Annotated in this window: 20 protein-coding genes; 5 read left to right on the forward strand and 15 right to left on the reverse strand. The window is 37.5% G+C overall.

Translation table 11 applies throughout. From position 1 onward, the window contains the following. Positions 1-89: 89 nt before the first annotated feature. Together rpsG and rpsL are read right to left on the reverse strand one after the other, a co-directional pair. Positions 90-560 carry a 30S ribosomal protein S7 gene (gene rpsG, locus RV17_RS06110; RefSeq protein ID WP_067483554.1) on the reverse strand — a complete coding sequence of 157 codons (471 nt, stop codon included), beginning with the start codon at positions 558-560 and terminating at the stop codon, positions 90-92. A 92-nt stretch (positions 561-652) separates the two neighbouring features. Beyond that, on the reverse strand, positions 653-1,066 hold the full coding sequence (gene rpsL / locus RV17_RS06115) for a 30S ribosomal protein S12 (protein WP_002294318.1): 414 nt from the start codon (positions 1,064-1,066) through the stop codon (positions 653-655). Positions 1,067-1,376: 310 nt separating this feature from the next. Between rpsL and rpiA the strand changes: the two genes are divergently transcribed. The 3 genes from rpiA to gpmA all read left to right on the forward strand — a co-directional run bounded on the left by rpiA (position 1,377) and on the right by gpmA (position 3,608). Continuing rightward, positions 1,377-2,066, forward strand: a complete 690-nt coding sequence (gene rpiA / locus RV17_RS06125) for a ribose-5-phosphate isomerase RpiA (protein WP_067483556.1) — start codon at positions 1,377-1,379, stop codon at positions 2,064-2,066. Positions 2,067-2,183: 117 nt separating this feature from the next. Continuing rightward, positions 2,184-2,765 carry a recombinase family protein gene (locus RV17_RS06130; RefSeq protein WP_067483558.1) on the forward strand — a complete coding sequence of 194 codons (582 nt, stop codon included), beginning with the start codon at positions 2,184-2,186 and terminating at the stop codon, positions 2,763-2,765. A gap of 156 nt (positions 2,766-2,921) precedes the next feature. Continuing rightward, positions 2,922-3,608: a 2,3-diphosphoglycerate-dependent phosphoglycerate mutase gene (gene gpmA / locus RV17_RS06135; RefSeq protein ID WP_067483560.1), complete on the forward strand. Its 687-nt coding sequence runs from the start codon at positions 2,922-2,924 to the stop codon at positions 3,606-3,608. A gap of 58 nt (positions 3,609-3,666) precedes the next feature. On the opposite strand, the gene RV17_RS06140 is transcribed toward gpmA, so the two are convergent. From RV17_RS06140 to RV17_RS06200, 13 genes are all read right to left on the reverse strand, one after another. Beyond that, on the reverse strand, positions 3,667-4,851 hold the full coding sequence (locus RV17_RS06140) for an iron-containing alcohol dehydrogenase (RefSeq protein WP_067483562.1): 1,185 nt from the start codon (positions 4,849-4,851) through the stop codon (positions 3,667-3,669). Positions 4,852-4,926: 75 nt separating this feature from the next. Beyond that, positions 4,927-5,634 carry a purine-nucleoside phosphorylase gene (gene deoD, locus RV17_RS06145; protein WP_067483564.1) on the reverse strand — a complete coding sequence of 236 codons (708 nt, stop codon included), beginning with the start codon at positions 5,632-5,634 and terminating at the stop codon, positions 4,927-4,929. A gap of 38 nt (positions 5,635-5,672) precedes the next feature. Further along, positions 5,673-6,491, reverse strand: a complete 819-nt coding sequence (locus tag RV17_RS06150) for a purine-nucleoside phosphorylase (protein ID WP_067483566.1) — start codon at positions 6,489-6,491, stop codon at positions 5,673-5,675. 34 nt (positions 6,492-6,525) lie between these two features. Next, positions 6,526-7,692, reverse strand: coding sequence for a phosphopentomutase (deoB, locus tag RV17_RS06155; RefSeq protein WP_067483569.1), 1,167 nt, complete (start codon positions 7,690-7,692; stop codon positions 6,526-6,528). Between the two features lie 102 nt (positions 7,693-7,794). Further along, the gene (locus tag RV17_RS06160) at positions 7,795-8,751 is read right to left on the reverse strand and encodes an ABC transporter permease (protein ID WP_067483571.1); all 957 of its coding nucleotides are present in this window, start codon (positions 8,749-8,751) and stop codon (positions 7,795-7,797) included. Continuing rightward, the gene (locus RV17_RS06165) at positions 8,751-9,884 is read right to left on the reverse strand and encodes an ABC transporter permease (protein WP_067483573.1); all 1,134 of its coding nucleotides are present in this window, start codon (positions 9,882-9,884) and stop codon (positions 8,751-8,753) included. Before RV17_RS06165 ends, RV17_RS06160 begins: the two co-directional genes overlap by 1 nt. Further along, entirely contained in the window at positions 9,877-11,439 is a 1,563-nt protein-coding gene (locus RV17_RS06170) for an ABC transporter ATP-binding protein (RefSeq protein ID WP_067483575.1), read from the reverse strand. Before RV17_RS06170 ends, RV17_RS06165 begins: the two co-directional genes overlap by 8 nt. Before the next feature lie 214 nt (positions 11,440-11,653). Then, positions 11,654-12,745 carry a BMP family lipoprotein gene (locus tag RV17_RS06175; RefSeq protein ID WP_067483707.1) on the reverse strand — a complete coding sequence of 364 codons (1,092 nt, stop codon included), beginning with the start codon at positions 12,743-12,745 and terminating at the stop codon, positions 11,654-11,656. Positions 12,746-12,806: 61 nt separating this feature from the next. After that, positions 12,807-13,208 (reverse strand): cytidine deaminase, encoded by a 402-nt coding sequence (locus RV17_RS06180; RefSeq protein WP_067483577.1) that lies wholly within the window; start codon positions 13,206-13,208, stop codon positions 12,807-12,809. A 1-nt stretch (position 13,209) separates the two neighbouring features. After that, the gene (gene deoC, locus RV17_RS06185; protein ID WP_071868759.1) at positions 13,210-13,872 is read right to left on the reverse strand and encodes a deoxyribose-phosphate aldolase; all 663 of its coding nucleotides are present in this window, start codon (positions 13,870-13,872) and stop codon (positions 13,210-13,212) included. Between the two features lie 14 nt (positions 13,873-13,886). Then, positions 13,887-15,188: a pyrimidine-nucleoside phosphorylase gene (locus RV17_RS06190; protein ID WP_071868760.1), complete on the reverse strand. Its 1,302-nt coding sequence runs from the start codon at positions 15,186-15,188 to the stop codon at positions 13,887-13,889. A gap of 140 nt (positions 15,189-15,328) precedes the next feature. Continuing rightward, complete coding sequence (locus RV17_RS06195) at positions 15,329-16,345, reverse strand: LacI family DNA-binding transcriptional regulator (protein WP_067483582.1); 1,017 nt, start codon at positions 16,343-16,345, stop codon at positions 15,329-15,331. 167 nt (positions 16,346-16,512) lie between these two features. After that, positions 16,513-17,118, reverse strand: a complete 606-nt coding sequence (locus tag RV17_RS06200; RefSeq protein WP_067483583.1) for a class I SAM-dependent methyltransferase — start codon at positions 17,116-17,118, stop codon at positions 16,513-16,515. A 250-nt stretch (positions 17,119-17,368) separates the two neighbouring features. Between RV17_RS06200 and coaA the strand changes: the two genes are divergently transcribed. Both coaA and guaA read left to right on the forward strand, forming a co-directional pair. Further along, positions 17,369-18,292 (forward strand): type I pantothenate kinase, encoded by a 924-nt coding sequence (coaA, locus tag RV17_RS06205; RefSeq protein ID WP_067483584.1) that lies wholly within the window; start codon positions 17,369-17,371, stop codon positions 18,290-18,292. A 57-nt stretch (positions 18,293-18,349) separates the two neighbouring features. Then, on the forward strand, positions 18,350-19,915 hold the full coding sequence (guaA, locus tag RV17_RS06210) for a glutamine-hydrolyzing GMP synthase (RefSeq protein ID WP_067483585.1): 1,566 nt from the start codon (positions 18,350-18,352) through the stop codon (positions 19,913-19,915). Positions 19,916-19,947: the final 32 nt, after the last annotated feature.

A 19,947-nucleotide genomic window follows, 5' to 3' on the forward strand; every position in this document is an offset into this window, starting at 1 on the left:
CTCCTTGTTTCTCCTCTCTTTACTATCTAGTTGCTAAAAATAAGGATATCTTCTGAGGTCGGCACAAAGCCGACCAAACAGAGAGAATCTTACCAGCGGTAGTGAGCAAACGCACGGTTAGCATCTGCCATTTTATGAGTGTCTTCACGTTTTTTAACAGAAGCACCTGTGTTGTTTGCAGCGTCCATGATTTCTTTAGCTAGACGTTCTTCCATTGTGTGTTCACCGCGCAAGCGAGCGTAGTTTACTACCCAACGAAGACCTAGAGTTGTACGACGTTCAGGGCGAACTTCAACTGGTACTTGATAGTTTGAACCCCCAACACGACGTGCTTTAACTTCAAGAACAGGCATTACATTTTTCATTGCTTGTTCAAACACTTCTAATGGATCGTTACCTGTAGATTCTTTGATTAAATCAAAGGCATTATAGATAATGTTAGCTGCAATCCCGCGTTTTCCATCAACCATTACACGGTTGATTAAGCGAGTTACTAATTTTGAGTTATAAATAGGATCTGGTAAAACATCACGTTTTGCAACAGGACCTTTACGTGGCATCCGTAACTCCTCCTTCCGAAATATAGTTCTTAGTATTTACTCCTTTTATATAGAAGTAAAGTTTAATTGTTTGTTTGGCTAATTAATTAAAATTAAGCTTTAGGTTTCTTAGTACCGTATTTAGAACGGCTTTGTTTACGATCGTTAACACCAGCAGTATCTAGTGCACCACGAACGATGTGGTAACGTACCCCTGGTAAGTCTTTTACACGTCCACCGCGTAATAATACAACGCTATGTTCTTGTAAATTATGACCAATCCCTGGGATATAAGCAGTAACTTCAATCAAGTTTGACAAACGAACACGAGCATATTTACGCAAAGCTGAGTTCGGTTTTTTAGGTGTCATAGTTCCCACACGAGTTGCTACCCCACGTTTTTGAGGAGAGTTCACGTTAGTTTGAGTTTTCTTAAAGCTGTTATATCCTTTGTTCAAAGCAGGTGAATTTGATTTTTCCACCTTTGATTTACGAGGTTTACGTACTAATTGGTTAATTGTAGGCATTCCTTGTTTCCTCCTTCCCTCATTCGCATCTAGTTCCACACATCCAGGTGGTTCTTTTTTTGCGATAAAAAATAAATGCAATGTCTGCATCTTTATCAAATATGCTTTGATAAACAGTCAGCACGTCTCTTTACAGAGACCTGTAGATAAAGCACCTTCGTTAGAATAGCACGAATGAAAACCCATGTCAACTTGTTCCATATTTTTTTTGAAAATCATTCAAATTGGTACCAAAGAAAGGTATCTTTTTACTAAAATAAACGCTAAAATAAGCAGGAAAGCTCAAACTCAAAAAAGGGGAAAAGCAAACATGAATCTAAAACAACAAGCTGGTATCGAAGCCGCAAAATTTGTCAAAGATGGTATGATCGTTGGTCTTGGAACAGGATCTACTGCTTACTATATGGTAGAAGAACTTGGTCGTCGTATGCGAGAAGAAGACTTAAATATCATAGGTGTAACAACATCAAACGCTACGAAAGAACAAGCTGAAAAACTTGGCATTCCATTAAAGAGTATTGATGATGTTGTTGAGGTTGACTTAACAATTGATGGCGCAGATGAAATTAGTACTGATTTCCAAGGGATTAAAGGTGGAGGTGCAGCCTTACTATTTGAAAAAATCGTTGCTACTTATTCAAAAGAAACGATTTGGATCGTTGATGAATCAAAATTAGTCGAAAACCTTGGTGATTTCCCTCTTCCTGTTGAAGTTATCCCTTATGGTTCGCAACAACTATTACGTCTATTTGAAGCAAAAGATTTTCATCCAGTTTTACGTAAAACAGCTGATGGTGAAACACTTAAAACTGATAGTGGCCATTTCATTATTGATTTACACCTTCAAACTATTGAACAACCAGAAATACTTGCTGACTACTTAGATAATCTCGTTGGTGTTGTTGAGCATGGCTTATTCTTGAATCTTGTTTCAAAAGTAGTTGTCGGATCCGAAAATGGTGTGAAAATTTTGGATACACCACATGCCCCTAAAGCATAGTATTTTCAGATAAAGCTTCTAGATAAAATCCACTAAAATACTATCTTTTTAGTGGGCTTTATGCTAAATTTTTACTATTGTATTCTGTTTAAAATTCACCGCTAGAAAGGAATCATCATGAAAATTATTGGTTATGCACGCACAACCATAAACGATGTTGATTTAACAACTCAGGTTGAACAACTATCTACCTTTGGTTGTCAGGAAATTTTCCATGAAACGTACGAAGCAAAAGATGCTGAGACAATGATCAAATTACAATCCGTCATTGAACAAATGCAACAAGGAGATACTCTTGTCATTTGCCAACTTCATCGTCTTGGCAAATCAACAAGACAGTTAACGGAATTTACAAAACTTTTTAACGATCGTGGGCTCCATTTAGTAAGTATCGCTGAAGAAATCGATACTCGTAAACCAATGGGCAAGGTTTACTTTCAATTAATGGAAGGTCTAGCTACGATGGAATGCTCATTGATTAAAGAACGCACTTTAATTGGCTTGAATGAAGCACGTAAAAAAGGGAAAATTGGCGGCCGTCCTAAAATTGATGCCAAAACCATCAAAAAAATTCGTCGCCTTTATTATGAGAAGAAAGAAACAATTCAATTTATTTCATCAAAATGTGGTGTTTCAGTTGGAACTTGCTATAAATATATAAATCTTCCAGAAAAAGATATTGAGCAATTATATAATTAATTAAAAATAAGTAATCTTTCCGAAGATTACTTATTTTTTTGTGTATCTGAATTCAATCTTCTATCATTTTCAATGGAAATCTTTTCAAAAAAATTGTACAATAAACAAGAACTGAAATTTTCAGAAATAAATACATTTTAAAAAGGAGCACACAACATGCCAAAATTAGTTTTTTCTCGTCACGGTCTTAGTGAATGGAACGCTTTAAACCAATTTACTGGTTGGGCTGATGTAAACTTAGCACCAGAAGGTATCGAAGAAGCAAAAGAAGGCGGACGCAAAATCAAAGAAGCTGGAATCGAATTTGATATTGCTTACACTTCTGTTTTAACTCGTGCCATCAAAACTTGTAACCTTATCTTAGAATACTCAGATCAACTTTGGGTACCTCAAGTAAAATCATGGCGCTTAAACGAACGTCATTATGGTAAACTACAAGGCTTGAACAAAAAAGAAACTGCTGAAAAATATGGTGATGAACAAGTTCATATTTGGCGCCGTTCTTACGACACTCTTCCTCCATTATTGGACGAAACTGACGAAGGTTCAGCTGCAAACGAACGTCGTTACGCTATGTTAGACAAACGCGATATTCCTGGTGGCGAAAACTTAAAAGTTACTTTGGAACGTGCTTTACCATTCTGGCAAGATCATATTGCTCCAGCATTACTAGACGACAAAACTGTTTTAGTAGCTGCACATGGTAACTCATTACGCGCTTTAGCAAAACATATCGAAGGAATCTCTGACGAAGACATTATGGATCTTGAAATTCCAACAGGTCAACCACTTGTTTATGAATTGAATGATGATCTAACTGTTGCTAAAAAATACTACTTATAATTTTCATTGATTATAAGCAAAAAAAGGAGTGGCGATAAAATCGCCACTCCTTTTTTACTTATAAATAATTAGATTCTGTCAAACACTCGCGCAAAATTTTTTCGACTGCTTGTTCATCTAATGGAACATACGCATCTGTAGCAATTTGACTGTGCTTAACAGCTTGTTCTGCCATCAAAGAAAATTTGGTTTCATCAATCCCTACCTCAGGCAAAGTCATAGGTATGCCGCATGCTTTAAAGTAATCATATGTTTTTTGAATTCCTTCTTTTGCAGCAAGATGATTTACTGACTCTTGAATTCCCCACACGTTACGAGCAAATTGTGCAAATTTTTCTTCAGTTTCTTCATTCAATGCATAATTCATCCAGCGTGGCGTCAAAATAGCCAAGCCAACGCCATGCGTAATATCATAAAATGCACTTAATTCATGTTCAATTGGATGGCAGGACCACGCACCCGTCTTTCCACTACCAGTTAATCCATTTAGAGCTAAGGTACTAGCCCACATTAAGTTTGCTCGTGCATCATAATCATCTGGATACTTCAATGCAATTGGGCAATTTTTAATGACTGTTCTAAAAATTCCTTCTGCAACGAAATCTTGAATATCTGTTCCAGCGGTCCGCTTAAAATAATTTTCAGTTAGATGACTGAAAATATCTGCTGAGCCTGCCGCCGTTTGATTCTTTGGTACAGTGAATGTCGTTGTTGGATCAAGAAATGAAACTTTGGGTAACATTTCCCAACCACCTAGACCTAGTTTTTGATTTGTTTTGGGATTTGAAATGACCGCTCCTCGATTCATTTCGCTTCCGGTTGCCGCAAGTGTTAAAACTGTTACTAATGGTAATACTTTCCCGACGTTTGCTTTTTTGATGACTAAATCCCATGGATCTCCCTCATAGAAAACGCCAGCACCAATCACTTTAGCGCAATCAATTGTTGAACCTCCGCCGACTGGAAGAATTACATCAATTTGATTTTCATGACAAAGAGCAATCCCTTTTCTAACTGTTTCAATACGAGGATTTGGTTCTACCCCACTTAGTTCTGTCACATTGAAATCATGTTCTTGCAGACGACTCATAATATTTTGATAAACACCATTTTTTTTAATACTTCCTCCACCATAAACAAGTAAAATATTTTTTCCAAACTGATTTAAGACCTCTGGTAATTCGTCCCAACGATCTTTACCAAAACGAATATCTGTTGCTACATCAAAGCGAAAGTTTTCCATTTTTCTTTTCCTCCTTACCTAGTAAAAAAGCCTGGAACCAACATTAATAATAGTCGTTCCAAGCTTTTTCTACAATTATTTTGCGATTGCTGTCTCTAAACCGACTTCAATCATTTCATTAAACGTTGTTTGACGTTCTTGTGCCGTTGTTTCTTCTCCAGTAATCAAATGATCACTAACTGTCATAATTCCTAACGTTTGCACTTTATATTTTGCACCCAAATAGTAAAGTGCTGCAGCTTCCATCTCAACACCCAAAACGCCAAGTTCAGCTAGCTTTAGTGTTTCAGTTAAATCATCTTTATAAAAGGTATCTTCTGACAAAACATTTCCTACATGAGTCGTGTACCCTTTTCCTTTAGCAAATTCGTAAGCTTTTAATAGTAAATCGAAATCACCAATTGGTGGAAAATGGAATTGATGAAAATTCTTTTCAATCATAGATGAGCTTGTTGCTGCACCTTGAGCAATTACTAAATCTCTCACATGAACATCTTTTGATAACGCACCACAAGTCCCAACGCGAATCAATTTTTTCACGCCATAAGAATTAATTAGTTCATGCGCATAAATAGTCGCTGAAGGCATCCCCATCCCTGTACCTTGTACAGAAACACGCTCACCTTTATATTCTCCTGTATAACCTAACATTCCACGAACTTGATTATAACAAACCGGATTTTCTAAAAAAGTTTCTGCAATATATTTTGCACGTAGTGGGTCTCCTGGAAGTAAAATCTTATCAGCAATTTCGCCTTGTTTTGCTTCGATATGAACACTCATTTAGTTTATCTCTCCTTCATTTTCAACTACTACTCTTTTTATAATACTGCTAGGGTTTCTTTCACTAAAGCTTTAAATGATTGTTTAACACGTTCCGTTGTTTCCACTACTTCTTCGTGGTTTAAATTTGCTTGCATTCCTGCCGCTAAGTTTGTGATACAAGAAATACCCAACACCTTTAATCCACCATGTGCCGCAACGATTACTTCCGGTACAGTCGACATTCCAACTGCATCAGCACCCATGACACGTGACATTTTAATTTCTGCTGGCGTTTCATAAGTTGGACCTGAATAACCCATGTAGACACCTTCTTTTAAGTCTAACCCTAACTTGTTAGCAACTTCTTTTGCAGATTCTCGATACGCAGGTGTGTAAGCTTGACTCATATCCGGGAAACGTGGGCCGATTTCATCTTCATTTGGTCCAATCAACGGATTAGTGCCTGTAAAATTAATATGATCACTGATCAGCATCAAATCACCTGGTACAAAAGATTCATTTACGCCACCGCAAGCATTTGTTACGATCACTGAATGTGCACCAAGAGCGCCCATTACTCGGACTGGATAAGTAACTGTCTGCATGGAATGCCCTTCATAAAAATGAAAACGTCCTTGCATCGCTAAAACTTTTTTGCCTGATAATGTACCGTAAACTAGTTGTCCCGCATGTCCAACAACTGTTGAAACTGGGAAGAAAGGAATTTTGTCATATGGAATCTTAATTGCATCTTCAATTTCATCTGCCAACTCACCAAGACCTGAGCCAAGAATCATACCAAATTCAATTTCTTTTACTCCTTGATCAAGGATGAATTGAGTTGTTTCTTGTAACATTTCGCTTAATTTTTTCATTCTTTTTCTCCTAAGTTATGGTTTTTAGTAACTATTATTTCAGCAATTTCAAGAAGCTTTCACCATTTTCAGTTGCTGGTACTTCAAAGTTTTCAGCAATCGTTGCTGAGATATCTGCATAGTACCCTTGTGGTAAGCTTCCTTGTTCATTCATTTTTTTACTATAAGCCAATAATGGTACATATTCACGCGTATGATCTGTTCCTGGGAATGTTGGATCATTTCCGTGGTCTGCTGTGATCAACAATAAATCATCATCATTCATTGCATCAAGTAACTCCGGAATGCGTAAATCAAATTCTTCAATTGCATGTGCGTAACCAACAACATCACGACGATGACCAAATAAAGCATCAAAGTCTACTAAATTAGTAAAGCTTAGTCCGTTGAAATCCTGCTTCATCACATTTAATAGTTGATCTACACCATCCATATTACTTTTAGTACGGACAGATTGAGTGATTCCTTGGCCGTTGAAGATGTCATTAATTTTGCCAACAGCAATCACATCTTTACCAGCTTCTTTTAATGAGTCTAAAACTGTATGTCCAAATGGATCAAGAGCATAGTCATGACGGTTACTTGTTCGAGTGAAGTTTCCTGGTTCTCCAATATAAGGACGTGCGATAATTCTTCCAATCATGTATGGATCATCTTTCGTAATATCACGAACAAATTGGCAAATACGATACAACTCTTCCAAAGGAATAATTTCTTCATGTGCAGCAATTTGCAAAACAGGATCTGCAGACGTATAAACAATCAAGTCACCTGTCTTCATTTGATGTTCACCATAATCATCAATTACAGCTGTTCCGCTATAAGGTTTGTTACAAACAATTTTTCGTCCAGAGAATTCTTCAATTTGTTGTAATAATTCATCAGGAAATCCATTGGGAAATACCCGAAATGGTGTCTTGATATTCAAGCCCATAATTTCCCAGTGACCTGTCATCGTATCTTTACCAACAGAAACTTCTTCTAATTTTGTTGCATAGCCTTGATGATCTGTTACAGTCTTTACGCCTTCTAATGGGCGAATTGCACCTAAGCCTAAGTTTTCTAAGTGAGGAATTGTTAAACCTGCTTCTTTTGCAATATGACCTAGCGTATCTGATCCAACATCATTAAATTTGTCTGCATCAGGTGCTTCACCAATTCCGACTGAATCCATTACAATTAAGTGTACGCGTTTAAACATTTCGATTCCTTCTTTCTTTTCATCTTTTCTACTTTAAACTAAACAAAAAGGGCGAGACGAAGAAACACTTCCCATAGTCCCACCCTTTTTATTAACTAAAAATTATTTGGATTTGATATAGTTCTTCCCATTTGCTTTCGGACCAGATGCTTGTCCTAAGAAAACAACTAAGACGATAATTGTTAACAAGTAAGGTGCAATTTGTAATAACACTGGTGGAATGGAAGAAATCACTGGAAGCTGTGCTCCTATAATACTCAAACTTTGTGCAAAACCAAAGAATAATGATGCACCCATTACACCCAAAGGATTCCACTTACCAAAAATCATTGCTGCCATCGAAATGAAACCTTGGCCAACAATCGTTCCCGCAGAGAAATTACCTGAGATTGATTGAGCAAATACTGCACCACCCATACCGCCTAATAAACCTGAAAGCAAAACGCCTGAATAACGCATCGCATAAACATTGATGCCTAAAGTATCTGCAGCTTGTGGATTTTCTCCGACAGAACGCAGACGTAAACCAAATCTTGTTTTAAAAATGACAAACCAAGCAATTACAGCAATTAAAATAGCACAGTAGGCTGGTAAGAATGTATTTTTAAAGAAAATTGGACCAATCACAGGAATTTTTGATAACCCAGGAAATGAGAAATAACCTAAGTTTCGTGTGATATTATCTGTTTGTCCTTTTCCATACCACGCTTTAACTAAGAACACACCTAACGCAGGTGCCATCAAGTTGATTACCGTACCACTAATAATGTGGTCTGCACGAAGACTAACTGTTGCCACTGCATGAAGTAATGAAAATAAAACACCAACTATCCCACCAACTAGAATGGCAATCCAAGGTGTCATCGCGCCTAAAGATGGACTCATCGTTAAATTGAATACGATTGAGCTGAAAGCGCCCATTACCATAATTCCTTCTAAACCAACGTTAACGATTCCGCTTCGTTCAGAAAATGTTCCACCTAACGATGTCAAAATCAAAGGTGTGGAATAAACTAATGTTGACGTAAGGATTAAAGCAATCAATTCTACAGCTGTCATTATAAATTCCCTCCTTCTTGATCTTGATGCGTTGATTTAGATTCAATTGTTTCAACTACAGCTACTTGTTTTTTACCTTGGAAAAATTTTGCCATAATAAAACGGATTAAGAAGTTAATACCAATAAAGAAGATAATCAATGCAATTGATACATTCACGATTTCAAATGGCACACCGGCACCTGTTTGCATTCCCAAACCACCGATTTTTAAAATACTGAATAAAATTGCTGACAACAACACACCAATTGCTGAACCAGAGCCCAGTAAAGATACTGCCATTCCGTCAAAGCCAATTGCTAAAGAAGTTGTTTGAACAAAAAAGTTTTGGTACGTTCCCAAACCTTCAACAACGCCCCCTAATCCGGCAAGTGTACCAGAAATAACCATTGATAAAACAATTGTTCGTTTGCTACTCATTCCTGCATATTCTGACGCAAAAGGATTTAGACCAACTGAACGAATTTCATATCCCAAAGTTGTCTTTTTCATAAGTAACCACACAAGGAACAAAGCAATTAGAGCTAAGAACAAACCAGCGTTTACCCGAGAACCGCCAAACATTTGGGTTAACCAAGGAACTCTTAATGAAGCATTTTGACTAATTAAATTGGATGAGTCTAAACTTGAACGATAACTTTCTGGCATCACATCATGTAAAGCATAAGTGCTTAAATACAATAAAATATAATTCATCATAATTGTGACGATTACTTCACTGGTTCCAAAGAACGCGCGCAATAATCCGGGAATTGCCGCAGCCATCGCCCCTGCCAAAGCACCTAAGATGACACAAGCTGGAAGCAAAATCACCTTCGGCAGATCTGGAAAGGCCAACGCAAACCACACACTAACAATCCAGCCACATAGCGCTTGTCCAGAAAGCCCGATATTAAAGAAACCCGCTGAATTCGCCACTGAAAATCCTAACGCTGTAAAAATGAGCGGTGTTGCTTGTCGTAAAGTTTCACCAATACTTCGTTGTGAACCTAGCGCAGCTTCCAACATAGAAGAGTATCCTTGAATTGGATTATATCCAAAAGCTGCCATTAATAATGCACCTAAAATTAATCCTAAAATTACTGAAAAAATAGGTACAAGTAAATTACGGAGTTTTTCGCTACGATCATTCATGTGCGCCACCCGCCTTTTCTAACTCTTTTCTTGCTTCTTCTAAAGAATAGCCCGCCATTAATAGACCTAATTCATTTTCAGATGTTTCTTTTGGATCAACAATTCCAACGATTTTACCTTGGTGAAGCACAGCAATTCGATCAGACACATTTAAAATTTCTTCTAATTCGAAACTAACTAACAATACTGCTTTGAACTTATCTCGTTGTTCGATCAAACGTTTATGGATAAATTCAATGGCTCCTACATCTAGTCCACGTGTTGGATTCGCAACAATCAATAAATCTGGGTCGCGATCAATTTCGCGTGCAATAATTGCTTTTTGTTGATTCCCACCAGATAGCGCCTTAGCTGGAACTAATTCATTCGTCGTACGAACATCATACTCATCAATCAATTCTCTCGCATGTTCATTGATAACTGAATAATTTAATAGTCCAACTTTGCTATAAGGAGATTGGTAATATGTTTGAAGAGCAATATTTTCAGATAACGTCATGTCTAGAACTAAACCATATTTATGGCGATCTTCTGGGACATGGCCGACGCCAGACTCCGTAATTTTTCTTGGACGTTTATTACTAATTTCTTCTCCCTTTAAGCGAATACTTCCACTTTCAACTTTTCGCAAGCCAGTTAATGCTTGAATCAACTCAGATTGACCATTGCCATCAATTCCTGCAATTCCTAAAACTTCTCCTGCACGAACTTCTAGATTTAAGCTTTTTACTGCTTCTAATCCACGATTTTCATTTACAACTAAATCTTCAATCGCTAGGACAACTTCTTGAGGGCGAGCTTCTTTTTTATCCGTTTTAAATGAAACCGTTCGGCCAACCATCATATCAGCAAGTTGCTGTGAACTAACATCTTTTACATTGACAGTTCCAATTCCTTGACCTCGTCTGATAACTGTACAGCGATCAGCTACGGCTTTAATCTCATCTAATTTATGGGTAATCAAAATAATAGATTTACCTTCTTTAACTAATTCTTTCATAATCAAAATTAGTTCATCAATTTCTTGTGGTGTCAAAACAGCTGTTGGTTCATCAAAAATCAAGACATCTGCACCACGATAAAGTGTTTTTAAAATCTCGACACGTTGTTCCATTCCAACAGAAATATCACGAACGTAAGCATCTGGATTAACTGACAGTCCATATTGTTCTGATACTTTTTGAATTTCTTCACGTGCTTTTTTGCGATCAACAATTCCCATCCGACTTGGCTCGCTACCTAAAATTATGTTTTCAGTAACAGTGAACGCATCAACTAACATAAAATGTTGGTGAACCATTCCAATCCCTAATTGGTTGGCTTTAGTTGGGCTTGTGATTTGAACCTTTTTCCCATGCATCAAAATTTCTCCTGATGTTGGTTCTAAAAGGCCAGATAAAACGTTCATTAATGTTGACTTGCCAGCACCGTTTTCTCCAAGTAACGCATGGATCTCCCCAGCTTTTACTTGCAAATTGATGTTGTCATTTGCTTTGAATGTTCCAAACTGCTTGGTAATATTCCGCATTTCGATGACAATATTTTCTTGAACCACATTTTTCACATCCTAACGATTTCTATCTAGGGCAACGATGAGTAAAGATTTCTGACTATCGGAAATCTGTCCTCGCAAATTGAAGTAAATTCACTTCAGGGGGTGTTCCCTTATTCAAACAGTCAAATTTTGACCACTTGAATAAACAAACAACTACTAAAAATTGAACCATAGCCCTGTCAAACAGTTGTCTAACAAGGCTATAGAAAAATTATTATTTGCTTTCTGGAACTTCAGGAACTTTTACATCGCCTGCAATGATTTTTTCTTTAGCAGCATCAACTGCTTTTTGTGCTTCATCAGAAAGTTGACCTTTTGTTAAGCCAACACCGTCTTCTTTCAAGCCATAAACAGTATGTTCTCCACCAGGGAAGTCACCATCTGCAGATTTTTGAGCTAAGTCTTCAACAACAGTACCCACACCTTTAAGTGTAGATGTTAATGTGAAGTTTTTATCTTCGCCGTTTAATGTGTAGCCGCCTTCGTCTGATTGGTCACGGTCAACACCGATTACCCAAACTTTTTTGTCGCCAGATTCATTTAATGATTTTGCTTCTTGGAATACACCATTACCAGTTCCGCCTGAAGCATGGAAGATAATGTCTGCATTTTGTGCGTACATACCTTGTGCAATTGAACGACCTTTGTCTGGTGCAGAGAAATCACCAGCATATTGGTTTTTCACGTCAATTTTTTTACCTAATTCTTTCGCCCCTGCTTCAACACCGGCTGTAAATCCAGCATCAAAACGGTCGATAACTTCACCTTTTACTCCGCCAATGAAACCAACAACATTTGTTTCAGTTGTATAAGCTGCAGCGATCCCTGCTAAGTAAGAAGCTTCGTTGTCTTTAAATGTTGCAGAAACTACGTTGTCTAAGCCATCAATAACATCATCGATAATAACAAAGTTTGTTTCAGGATTATTTGTTGCTTGTTCTTTAATGGCAGGTTGTAATTTATACCCAATTCCAAAGATTGTTTGGAATCCTGCTGTTAAAGCTTGGTCGATATTTGGAATATAATCTGATTCATTAGAAGATTGGAAATACTGGTAGCCATCGTTTCCGCGTGAAAGCTTGTGTTCTTTACCCCAAGCTTCTAGACCTTCCCAAGCTGACTGGTTGAATGAACGGTCGTCGACACCGCCTGTATCTGTGATTAATGCTGCAGTTGTTCCTGCTGATGAGCTTCCACTTCCACCATCAGTTGAATCTGTTCCGCTATTGCCATTGCCACATGCAGTTAGAAGTAATCCAGCTGTTAATGCTACGGCACCCAAACCAAATAATTTTGCTTTTTTCATTTCTGTAAAGCCCCCTAAAATAATTGTTTTTTCAACAGTCAGCTGACTGAATGAACATAGGTTATAAATCTTTTTCTGTGAATGCATACGGTAGTAGTTCTCTAACCGTCATTGTCTTTGTCACACCATCATCGCCAACCAACGTGACTGGCATTTCTGGTGAGCAAAATTCTGCCATTACTTGTCGACAAGCCCCACATGGTGAAATTGGTTCTGGCGTGTGACCAGCAATAACCAAATGAGAAAATTGTTTTTCGCCTTCTGACACAGCTTTAAAAAATGCTGTTCGTTCAGCACAATTGGTTAATCCAAAAGAAGCATTCTCAATATTTACGCCTTGATACGTCTTTTCTGTATCTGTTACTAAACACGCACCAACTGGGAAATGTGAATATGGGACATATGCTTTTTCCAATGCTGTTACAGCAATGTCAATCCATTCTTGTTTTGCCACTTCACTCATTTTAGTATCCTTCGCCAACTGAGCCAGAGATAATAGCAACTCCAGCACTCGTACCAATTCGTGTTGCTCCTGCTTCAACCATTGCTACAGCTTCTTCTTCATTGTGGATACCACCAGAAGCTTTCACGCCCATTTCAGGACCAACAGTTGCGCGCATTAAACGTATATCTTCTACTTTAGCGCCACCAGTTGAAAACCCAGTTGATGTCTTAACAAAGTCTGCTCCTGCAATTTTTGCAAGTTCACAAGCTTTGACGATTTCTTCATTTGTTAACAGTGCTGTCTCAATAATTACTTTAACAAGTGCGCGATCTTTTGCCGCTTCGACTACTGCCTCAATATCTTGTTGAACTTTATTGAACTGTTTTGATTTCAATGCACCAATATTGATGACCATATCCACTTCGTCAGCACCATTATTGATTGCATCTGTCGTTTCATAGGCTTTAACAGCAGAAGTATTTGCTCCTAAAGGAAAGCCGATTACTGTACAGACTGCAACAGGTTCACCTTTTAACTGTTCTTTTGCTAATGAAACCCAAGTTGGATTGATACATACAGAATAAAAATGATATTTTTTTGCTTCTTCAATGATGCGTAACACATCTTCCTCTGTCGCATCTGCCTTTAAAATTGTGTGGTCAATCATTCGATTTAATTCCATTTTTTTCTTCCTTCCTACTCAGTAATAATATCGTGTACTAAAATTGGTTTTTTAGCTGAATCACTGATTTCAATGTTTTGATATAATAATTCGACAACTTGAGAAAGATCTTCTGTATTACTATAGATAGTTAATAAAGATTCGCCTTCTTGTACTGAATCGCCAATTTTTTTATGCAATTTCAAGCCAACTGCGTGATCAATCGCATCTTCTTTCGTTTTACGACCGGCACCCAGCATCATCGCCGCGATACCCAATTCGTTAGCAACGATTTTAGAAACTAACCCAGCAGATTTTGCGGGAAGTTCTACTTGATATCGTGCTGTCAGAAGCAGTTCTGGTTTTTCAACCACGCGAATATCTCCGCCTTGGTTTTGAATCATTTCCTTGAATTTTTCTAAGGCTTTACCTGAAGTTAACGCTTCTTGTAGCATTACACGAGCCTCTTCTACAGAGTCAGCTTTCTTAGCTAAAACAACCATTTGACTACCCAATACGTAACACATTTCGATTAAGTCTTCTGGACCATTCCCTTGCAATGTTTCAATTGCCTCAACTACTTCTAAACTGTTACCGATTGCCTCACCTAATGGCTCGGACATATCAGAAATTACGGCAATCGTTTGACGATTAGCAAGTTTGCCAATACTTGTCATTGTTTTTGCGAGGCGTCTCGCATCCTCAATGTTTTTCATGAAGGCACCGTCACCAGTTGTTACATCTAAAACAATTGCATCCGCACCAGCTGCAATTTTCTTACTCATAATTGAGCTAGCAATCAAAGGAATTGAATCTACAGTCGCCGTTACGTCACGTAAAGCGTAGAGCTTTTTATCCGCTGGGGCTAAATTCCCTGATTGTCCAATAACAGCAACTTGACTTTCATTAACAATTCGAATGAATTCTTCATCTGAAAGTTCAATTTTAAATCCAGGAATTGCTTCTAATTTGTCTAACGTTCCGCCAGTATAACCAAGCCCACGTCCTGACATTTTCGCCACAGTCACACCCACACTTGCAACTAACGGTGCTAAGATCAAAGTAGTTGTATCTCCAACTCCACCCGTAGAATGTTTATCTACTTTAATACCATTCAATGAAGTCAAGTCGATCACATCACCAGAATTTGCCATTGCTAAAGTCATGTTTGTAATTTCTTCATCAGTCATATCTTGATAAAAGATTGCCATCAATAATGCGCTGAGCTGATAATCTGGAATTTGATTGTTTGTATAATTAGTAATTATGTAATCAATCTCATTCTTTGTTAAGGTTTTTCCATCCCTCTTTTTTTCAATCAAATCTACCATTCGCATCGCTTGATCCTCCTAGCCTTCATTCGGTATTATACATTATTTTTATAAAAGGTAAACCACTTTAGTAAACTGGTTTACTAAAAATGCAAAAGGCTTTGCCCTGCATTTGTAAACACTTACATAAGCAATATACCGCCCACTTAGCCATTTGTCAATGCTTTTACGCTCTCACGAATAATTAATTTTGTCTCGAAGACTTTGTTCGGAACTTTGCGTTGAGGGAATTCAATCGTATCGATTAGAAAACGAGCCGCATAAAATCCAATATCAAAACTAGGTTGTCGCACCGTCGTTAATTGTGGAATCATGTACTCAGATAATTTTAATCCATCAAAACCGATGACAGAAATATCATCCGGAATTTTTTTACCCATTTCATGAATAGCTTGATAACAACCGATTGCCATTGCATCATTTCCACAAAAAATCGCTGTGATATCTTTGTGTTCCAATAATCTTTTAGTTGCGTCATACCCACCTTGAACCGTTAGTTCGCCATGCTCAACGAATTTCCCATTAAACGATATTCCATGATCTTTTAGTGCATGTCGATAGCCATTAAACCGTTCTTCTAGTTGATAGTAGCCAGTTGTTTCCTTCAACATGCCAATTTTTGTGTGTCCTTCTTTGATAAATAATGAAACAGCTTGATACGCTCCCTCATATTCTTTAACAATTAAGCGGCCACTATCTCGACGATTTAAACCACGATCAATCAAGATAATCGGCATATTTTTATAAAATCCACTGTCTAAAGCATAAGCCTCTGGTAAAACGTTTGGTGTAGCTAATAAAATCCCATCGACTGAACGATGCGCTAATTCACGTAAATATTTGATTTCATTTTCTTGCTTGTGTCTTGAGTTACACAACATAATTACATACCCAAGTGGATTTAAATAGCTTTCGACGCCTTCAATTAGTTTTGAGAAAAAAAAGTCTGTTACATCTGGAACAATCATTCCAATTGTTTTTGAATGACGGTTGATTACATTTGAAGCAAAATAATCTGGCTTATAATGATGTTCATTAACAATGTTCAAAACTTTTTTTCTAGTTTTGTCACTAAAGCGACTTCCTTTATTATTCAAAATTTGCGAAACAGTTGTAACTGATACACCAGCCATCTCAGCAATATCTCTAATTGTTAACTTCACTTTTTCTCCCCCTCAACTTGAACTTTTAATCAGTGTAACAAAACCTTTTCTAAAAAAATAGTTAATTGATAGCACTTTCTTAAAATGAAAATAATTTTGCAAACAAAAAAATTGCAATAGATATTCCACACTCGAATATCTATTGCAATAAAAATTGATGGTCAAACTTATTCTTTTACACTTTTAATAATGTAATAACCTTTGTCTTTGGTAACGATTGTTGCGTTGCCAAAAGTTTCTTCCATTTTCTTTTGTGCACTTGGTGCGCCCTGTTTTTTCTGAATGACAATTGTCAACGTGCCACCTGTTTCTAAAAGTGGATAGGCGCCTGTCAAAATTTCGTGAACAACTTTTTTTCCAGCACGAATAGGCGGATTGCTAATAATCGCTGCGTACTTTTCTTGATGCACATCTTCGTAAATATTTGATTGATGAATGTCTACGTTCGCCAGTTGATTACGATTCGCATTTCCTTGTGCTAATTCCACTGCGCGTAAATTAATGTCAATCATTTCAATCGTACGTTGGCTAGCATACGCAATGGCTAACCCAATTGGTCCATAACCACAGCCAACATCTAACACGTTTCCTTCAGCTGGAATTTCTTCCCAATCAAATGCGTCGATTAACACACGCGAACCATAGTCTACCGTTTCACGTGAAAATACCCCGGCATCTGTCACAAAGTGAAATAATTTTCCTTTTAACTCAAACGACCATTGCTCAAAGTCATGGGCAACATTGGGACGCTCTGTATAATAATGATCTGTCATCTTTTCCATCCTTCTTCTATTATGCTGCACATAGTCTACCTTTTTCTTCAAAAACAAACAAGTACTATCCATTCAAAATCAGTTCATTTAACTCGTTTCTTTCTTTGATTTTAGCAAATCGAACCTATTGGATAAAGCCATGTTTTCAAATTCGTGAAAAAGTCTTCTCATTCCCTTTATAAGAGGTAGGGTTTAGCACTATTTTATGTTAGAATAAATCCATTGACGGGAGAGAACGCAGGAGGCTATTATGAACGACCCAATGAACTACTATCGTATTGCAAGGGAAGAATGGCAAGAATTTTATCGTAATGGACAAGCACCACTGACACAAGCGGAATTAGACAGCATCAAAAGCTTGAATGATCGAATCTCGATGCAAGATGTTCAAGATATTTATGTTCCTTTAACGCACCTCATTCATCTTTATATGAAAGAATTTGAATCTTTATCATTAAGTAAAGGACTCTTTCTCCATAAATATGTACCTGTGTCGCCTTTCATTATTGGAATTGCGGGGAGCGTTGCTGTTGGAAAAAGTACAACTGCACGTTTGTTGCAAACAATCTTGTCTCGTACGCTAAAACGACGAAACGTTCAATTGATTACGACTGATGGTTTTTTGTATCCTAATAAGGTCTTGCGTGAAAAAGGAATCATGGATCGCAAAGGATTTCCTGAAAGCTATGACATGGAAATGCTCATTGATTTTTTAAATCAAGTAAAGTCTGGAAAAGACGAGTTGAAAGTTCCTATCTACTCTCATGATGTTTATGATATTATTCCCGACGAGTATGAAGTGATCCAGCAACCAGATATTTTAATCGTTGAAGGAATCAATACCTTACAACTCCCAGCTAACCAACAAATTTACGTTAGTGACTTTTTTGATTTTTCTGTTTTTGTTGATGCCGAACCTGATTTGATTGAAAAATGGTATCTCGATCGTTTTGCTGCGCTGTTAGACACAGCTTTTCAAAATCCTGAGAATTATTATTATCGTTTTGCAATCGGTGATCGTGAAGACGCCTTTCAAATGGCCAAAGAAGTCTGGAAAAATGTGAATTTGAAAAATTTAGAGGAATATATCTTGCCTACACGTGGTAGAGCAGATATAATTCTCCATAAAACTGAAAATCATATCATCGATTCGATTTTCATGCGCAAATATTAGCATTTTAAAATAGTAAAACTATTTTGAGATAAATTTAAATGGATAGGGGTAATAAATGTGACAAACGTTGCCGATATGACGAACGTTGAAAAGATTATCGTGTTAGATTATGGTAGCCAGTATAATCAATTGATTACACGACGCATCCGTGATTTAGGGGTCTTTTCTGAATTATTGAGCCACCGAATTACTGCAGAAGAAGTTAAAGCTATGAATCCAAAAGGAATTATCCTTTCTGGTGGACCAAACAGTGTTTATGACGAAGGTGCTTTTAGTATTGATCCTGAGATTTTCAATTTAGATATACCTGTATTAGGAATTTGTTACGGAATGCAGTTGATTACGTACAATCTTGGTGGGAAAGTTGAACCTGCTAAAAACCGTGAATACGGAAAAGCCTTATTGGAAGTTACAACAGATGATGCGGTGTTATTCACTGATACACCAAAAGAACAAACGGTTTGGATGAGTCATGGCGACTTAGTAACGAAAGTTCCTGAAGGTTTTGAAGTTGTCGGTACAAGCAAAGACTGTCCTATCGCTTCTATTCAAGATACTACACGTAACTTTTATGGTATCCAATTCCATGCTGAAGTACGTCATTCTGAATACGGAATCGAATTATTACGTCACTTTGCCTTCGATGTCTGCCATTGCCAAGGTAACTGGTCAATGGATAGCTTCATTGATATGCAAGTTGAAAAAATCCGTGAACAAGTTGGCGACAAAAAAGTCTTGCTTGGCCTTTCTGGCGGAGTTGACTCAAGTGTTGTTGGTGTCCTTTTACAAAAAGCGATTGGCGACCAATTAACATCAATTTTTGTTGACCATGGTTTGTTACGCAAAAATGAAGCAGATCAAGTAATGGAAAGCTTAGGTGGAAAATTCGGCCTAAACATCATCAAAGTAGATGCACGTGATCGTTTCTTAAACAAACTAAAAGGTGTTTCTGATCCTGAACAAAAGCGCAAAATCATTGGTAATGAATTTGTTTATGTTTTTGATGATGAAGCAACAAAATTAGCTGGCGAAGAAGGTATTTCTTTCTTGGCACAAGGAACACTTTATACAGACGTTATCGAAAGTGGTACTGAAACAGCTCAAACAATCAAATCTCACCATAATGTTGGTGGACTACCTGAAGATATGCAATTCGAATTAATCGAACCTTTAAATACACTCTTCAAAGACGAAGTACGTGAATTAGGAACTCAACTTGGAATGCCTGACTCAATCGTTTGGCGTCAACCATTCCCTGGACCTGGTCTTGGTATCCGTGTCTTAGGTGAAATCAGCGAAGACAAATTAGAAATCGTTCGTGAATCAGATGCTATCTTGCGTGAAGAAATCGCAGCAGCTGGTCTTGATCGTGACATCTGGCAATACTTTACTGTCTTACCTGGTATTCGTTCAGTTGGTGTTATGGGTGATGGCCGTACGTATGATTACACAGTCGGTATCCGTGCAGTTACTTCGATTGATGGAATGACAGCTGACTTTGCTCGTATTCCTTGGGATGTCTTGCAAAAAATCTCTGTTCGCATCGTAAATGAAGTCGCACACGTAAACCGCATCGTGTACGATATTACTTCTAAGCCACCTGCAACTGTGGAGTGGGAATAATAAAAAGAGCCAACAAACATTGTTAAATCAAT

This window comes from Enterococcus thailandicus (assembly GCF_001886265.1).
GTDB classification, from domain to species: domain Bacteria; phylum Bacillota; class Bacilli; order Lactobacillales; family Enterococcaceae; genus Enterococcus_B; species Enterococcus_B thailandicus.

What these genes read in the sequence shown, in the direction of transcription:
- RV17_RS06190 (WP_071868760.1), bottom strand. Translation starts at nt 15,188, where the DNA reads ATGCGAATGGTAGATTTGATTGAAAAAAAGAGGGATGGAAAAACCTTA.
- rpiA (WP_067483556.1), top strand. Translation starts at nt 1,377, where the DNA reads ATGAATCTAAAACAACAAGCTGGTATCGAAGCCGCAAAATTTGTCAAA.
- coaA (WP_067483584.1), top strand. Translation starts at nt 17,369, where the DNA reads ATGAACGACCCAATGAACTACTATCGTATTGCAAGGGAAGAATGGCAA.
- RV17_RS06165 (WP_067483573.1), bottom strand. Translation starts at nt 9,884, where the DNA reads ATGAATGATCGTAGCGAAAAACTCCGTAATTTACTTGTACCTATTTTT.
- rpsG (WP_067483554.1), bottom strand. Translation starts at nt 560, where the DNA reads ATGCCACGTAAAGGTCCTGTTGCAAAACGTGATGTTTTACCAGATCCT.
- RV17_RS06160 (WP_067483571.1), bottom strand. Translation starts at nt 8,751, where the DNA reads ATGACAGCTGTAGAATTGATTGCTTTAATCCTTACGTCAACATTAGTT.
- RV17_RS06150 (WP_067483566.1), bottom strand. Translation starts at nt 6,491, where the DNA reads ATGAAAAAATTAAGCGAAATGTTACAAGAAACAACTCAATTCATCCTT.
- RV17_RS06200 (WP_067483583.1), bottom strand. Translation starts at nt 17,118, where the DNA reads ATGACAGATCATTATTATACAGAGCGTCCCAATGTTGCCCATGACTTT.
- deoC (WP_071868759.1), bottom strand. Translation starts at nt 13,872, where the DNA reads ATGGAATTAAATCGAATGATTGACCACACAATTTTAAAGGCAGATGCG.
- deoD (WP_067483564.1), bottom strand. Translation starts at nt 5,634, where the DNA reads ATGAGTGTTCATATCGAAGCAAAACAAGGCGAAATTGCTGATAAGATT.
- RV17_RS06175 (WP_067483707.1), bottom strand. Translation starts at nt 12,745, where the DNA reads ATGAAAAAAGCAAAATTATTTGGTTTGGGTGCCGTAGCATTAACAGCT.
- RV17_RS06130 (WP_067483558.1), top strand. Translation starts at nt 2,184, where the DNA reads ATGAAAATTATTGGTTATGCACGCACAACCATAAACGATGTTGATTTA.
- RV17_RS06140 (WP_067483562.1), bottom strand. Translation starts at nt 4,851, where the DNA reads ATGGAAAACTTTCGCTTTGATGTAGCAACAGATATTCGTTTTGGTAAA.
- deoB (WP_067483569.1), bottom strand. Translation starts at nt 7,692, where the DNA reads ATGTTTAAACGCGTACACTTAATTGTAATGGATTCAGTCGGAATTGGT.
- rpsL (WP_002294318.1), bottom strand. Translation starts at nt 1,066, where the DNA reads ATGCCTACAATTAACCAATTAGTACGTAAACCTCGTAAATCAAAGGTG.
- gpmA (WP_067483560.1), top strand. Translation starts at nt 2,922, where the DNA reads ATGCCAAAATTAGTTTTTTCTCGTCACGGTCTTAGTGAATGGAACGCT.
- RV17_RS06180 (WP_067483577.1), bottom strand. Translation starts at nt 13,208, where the DNA reads ATGAGTGAAGTGGCAAAACAAGAATGGATTGACATTGCTGTAACAGCA.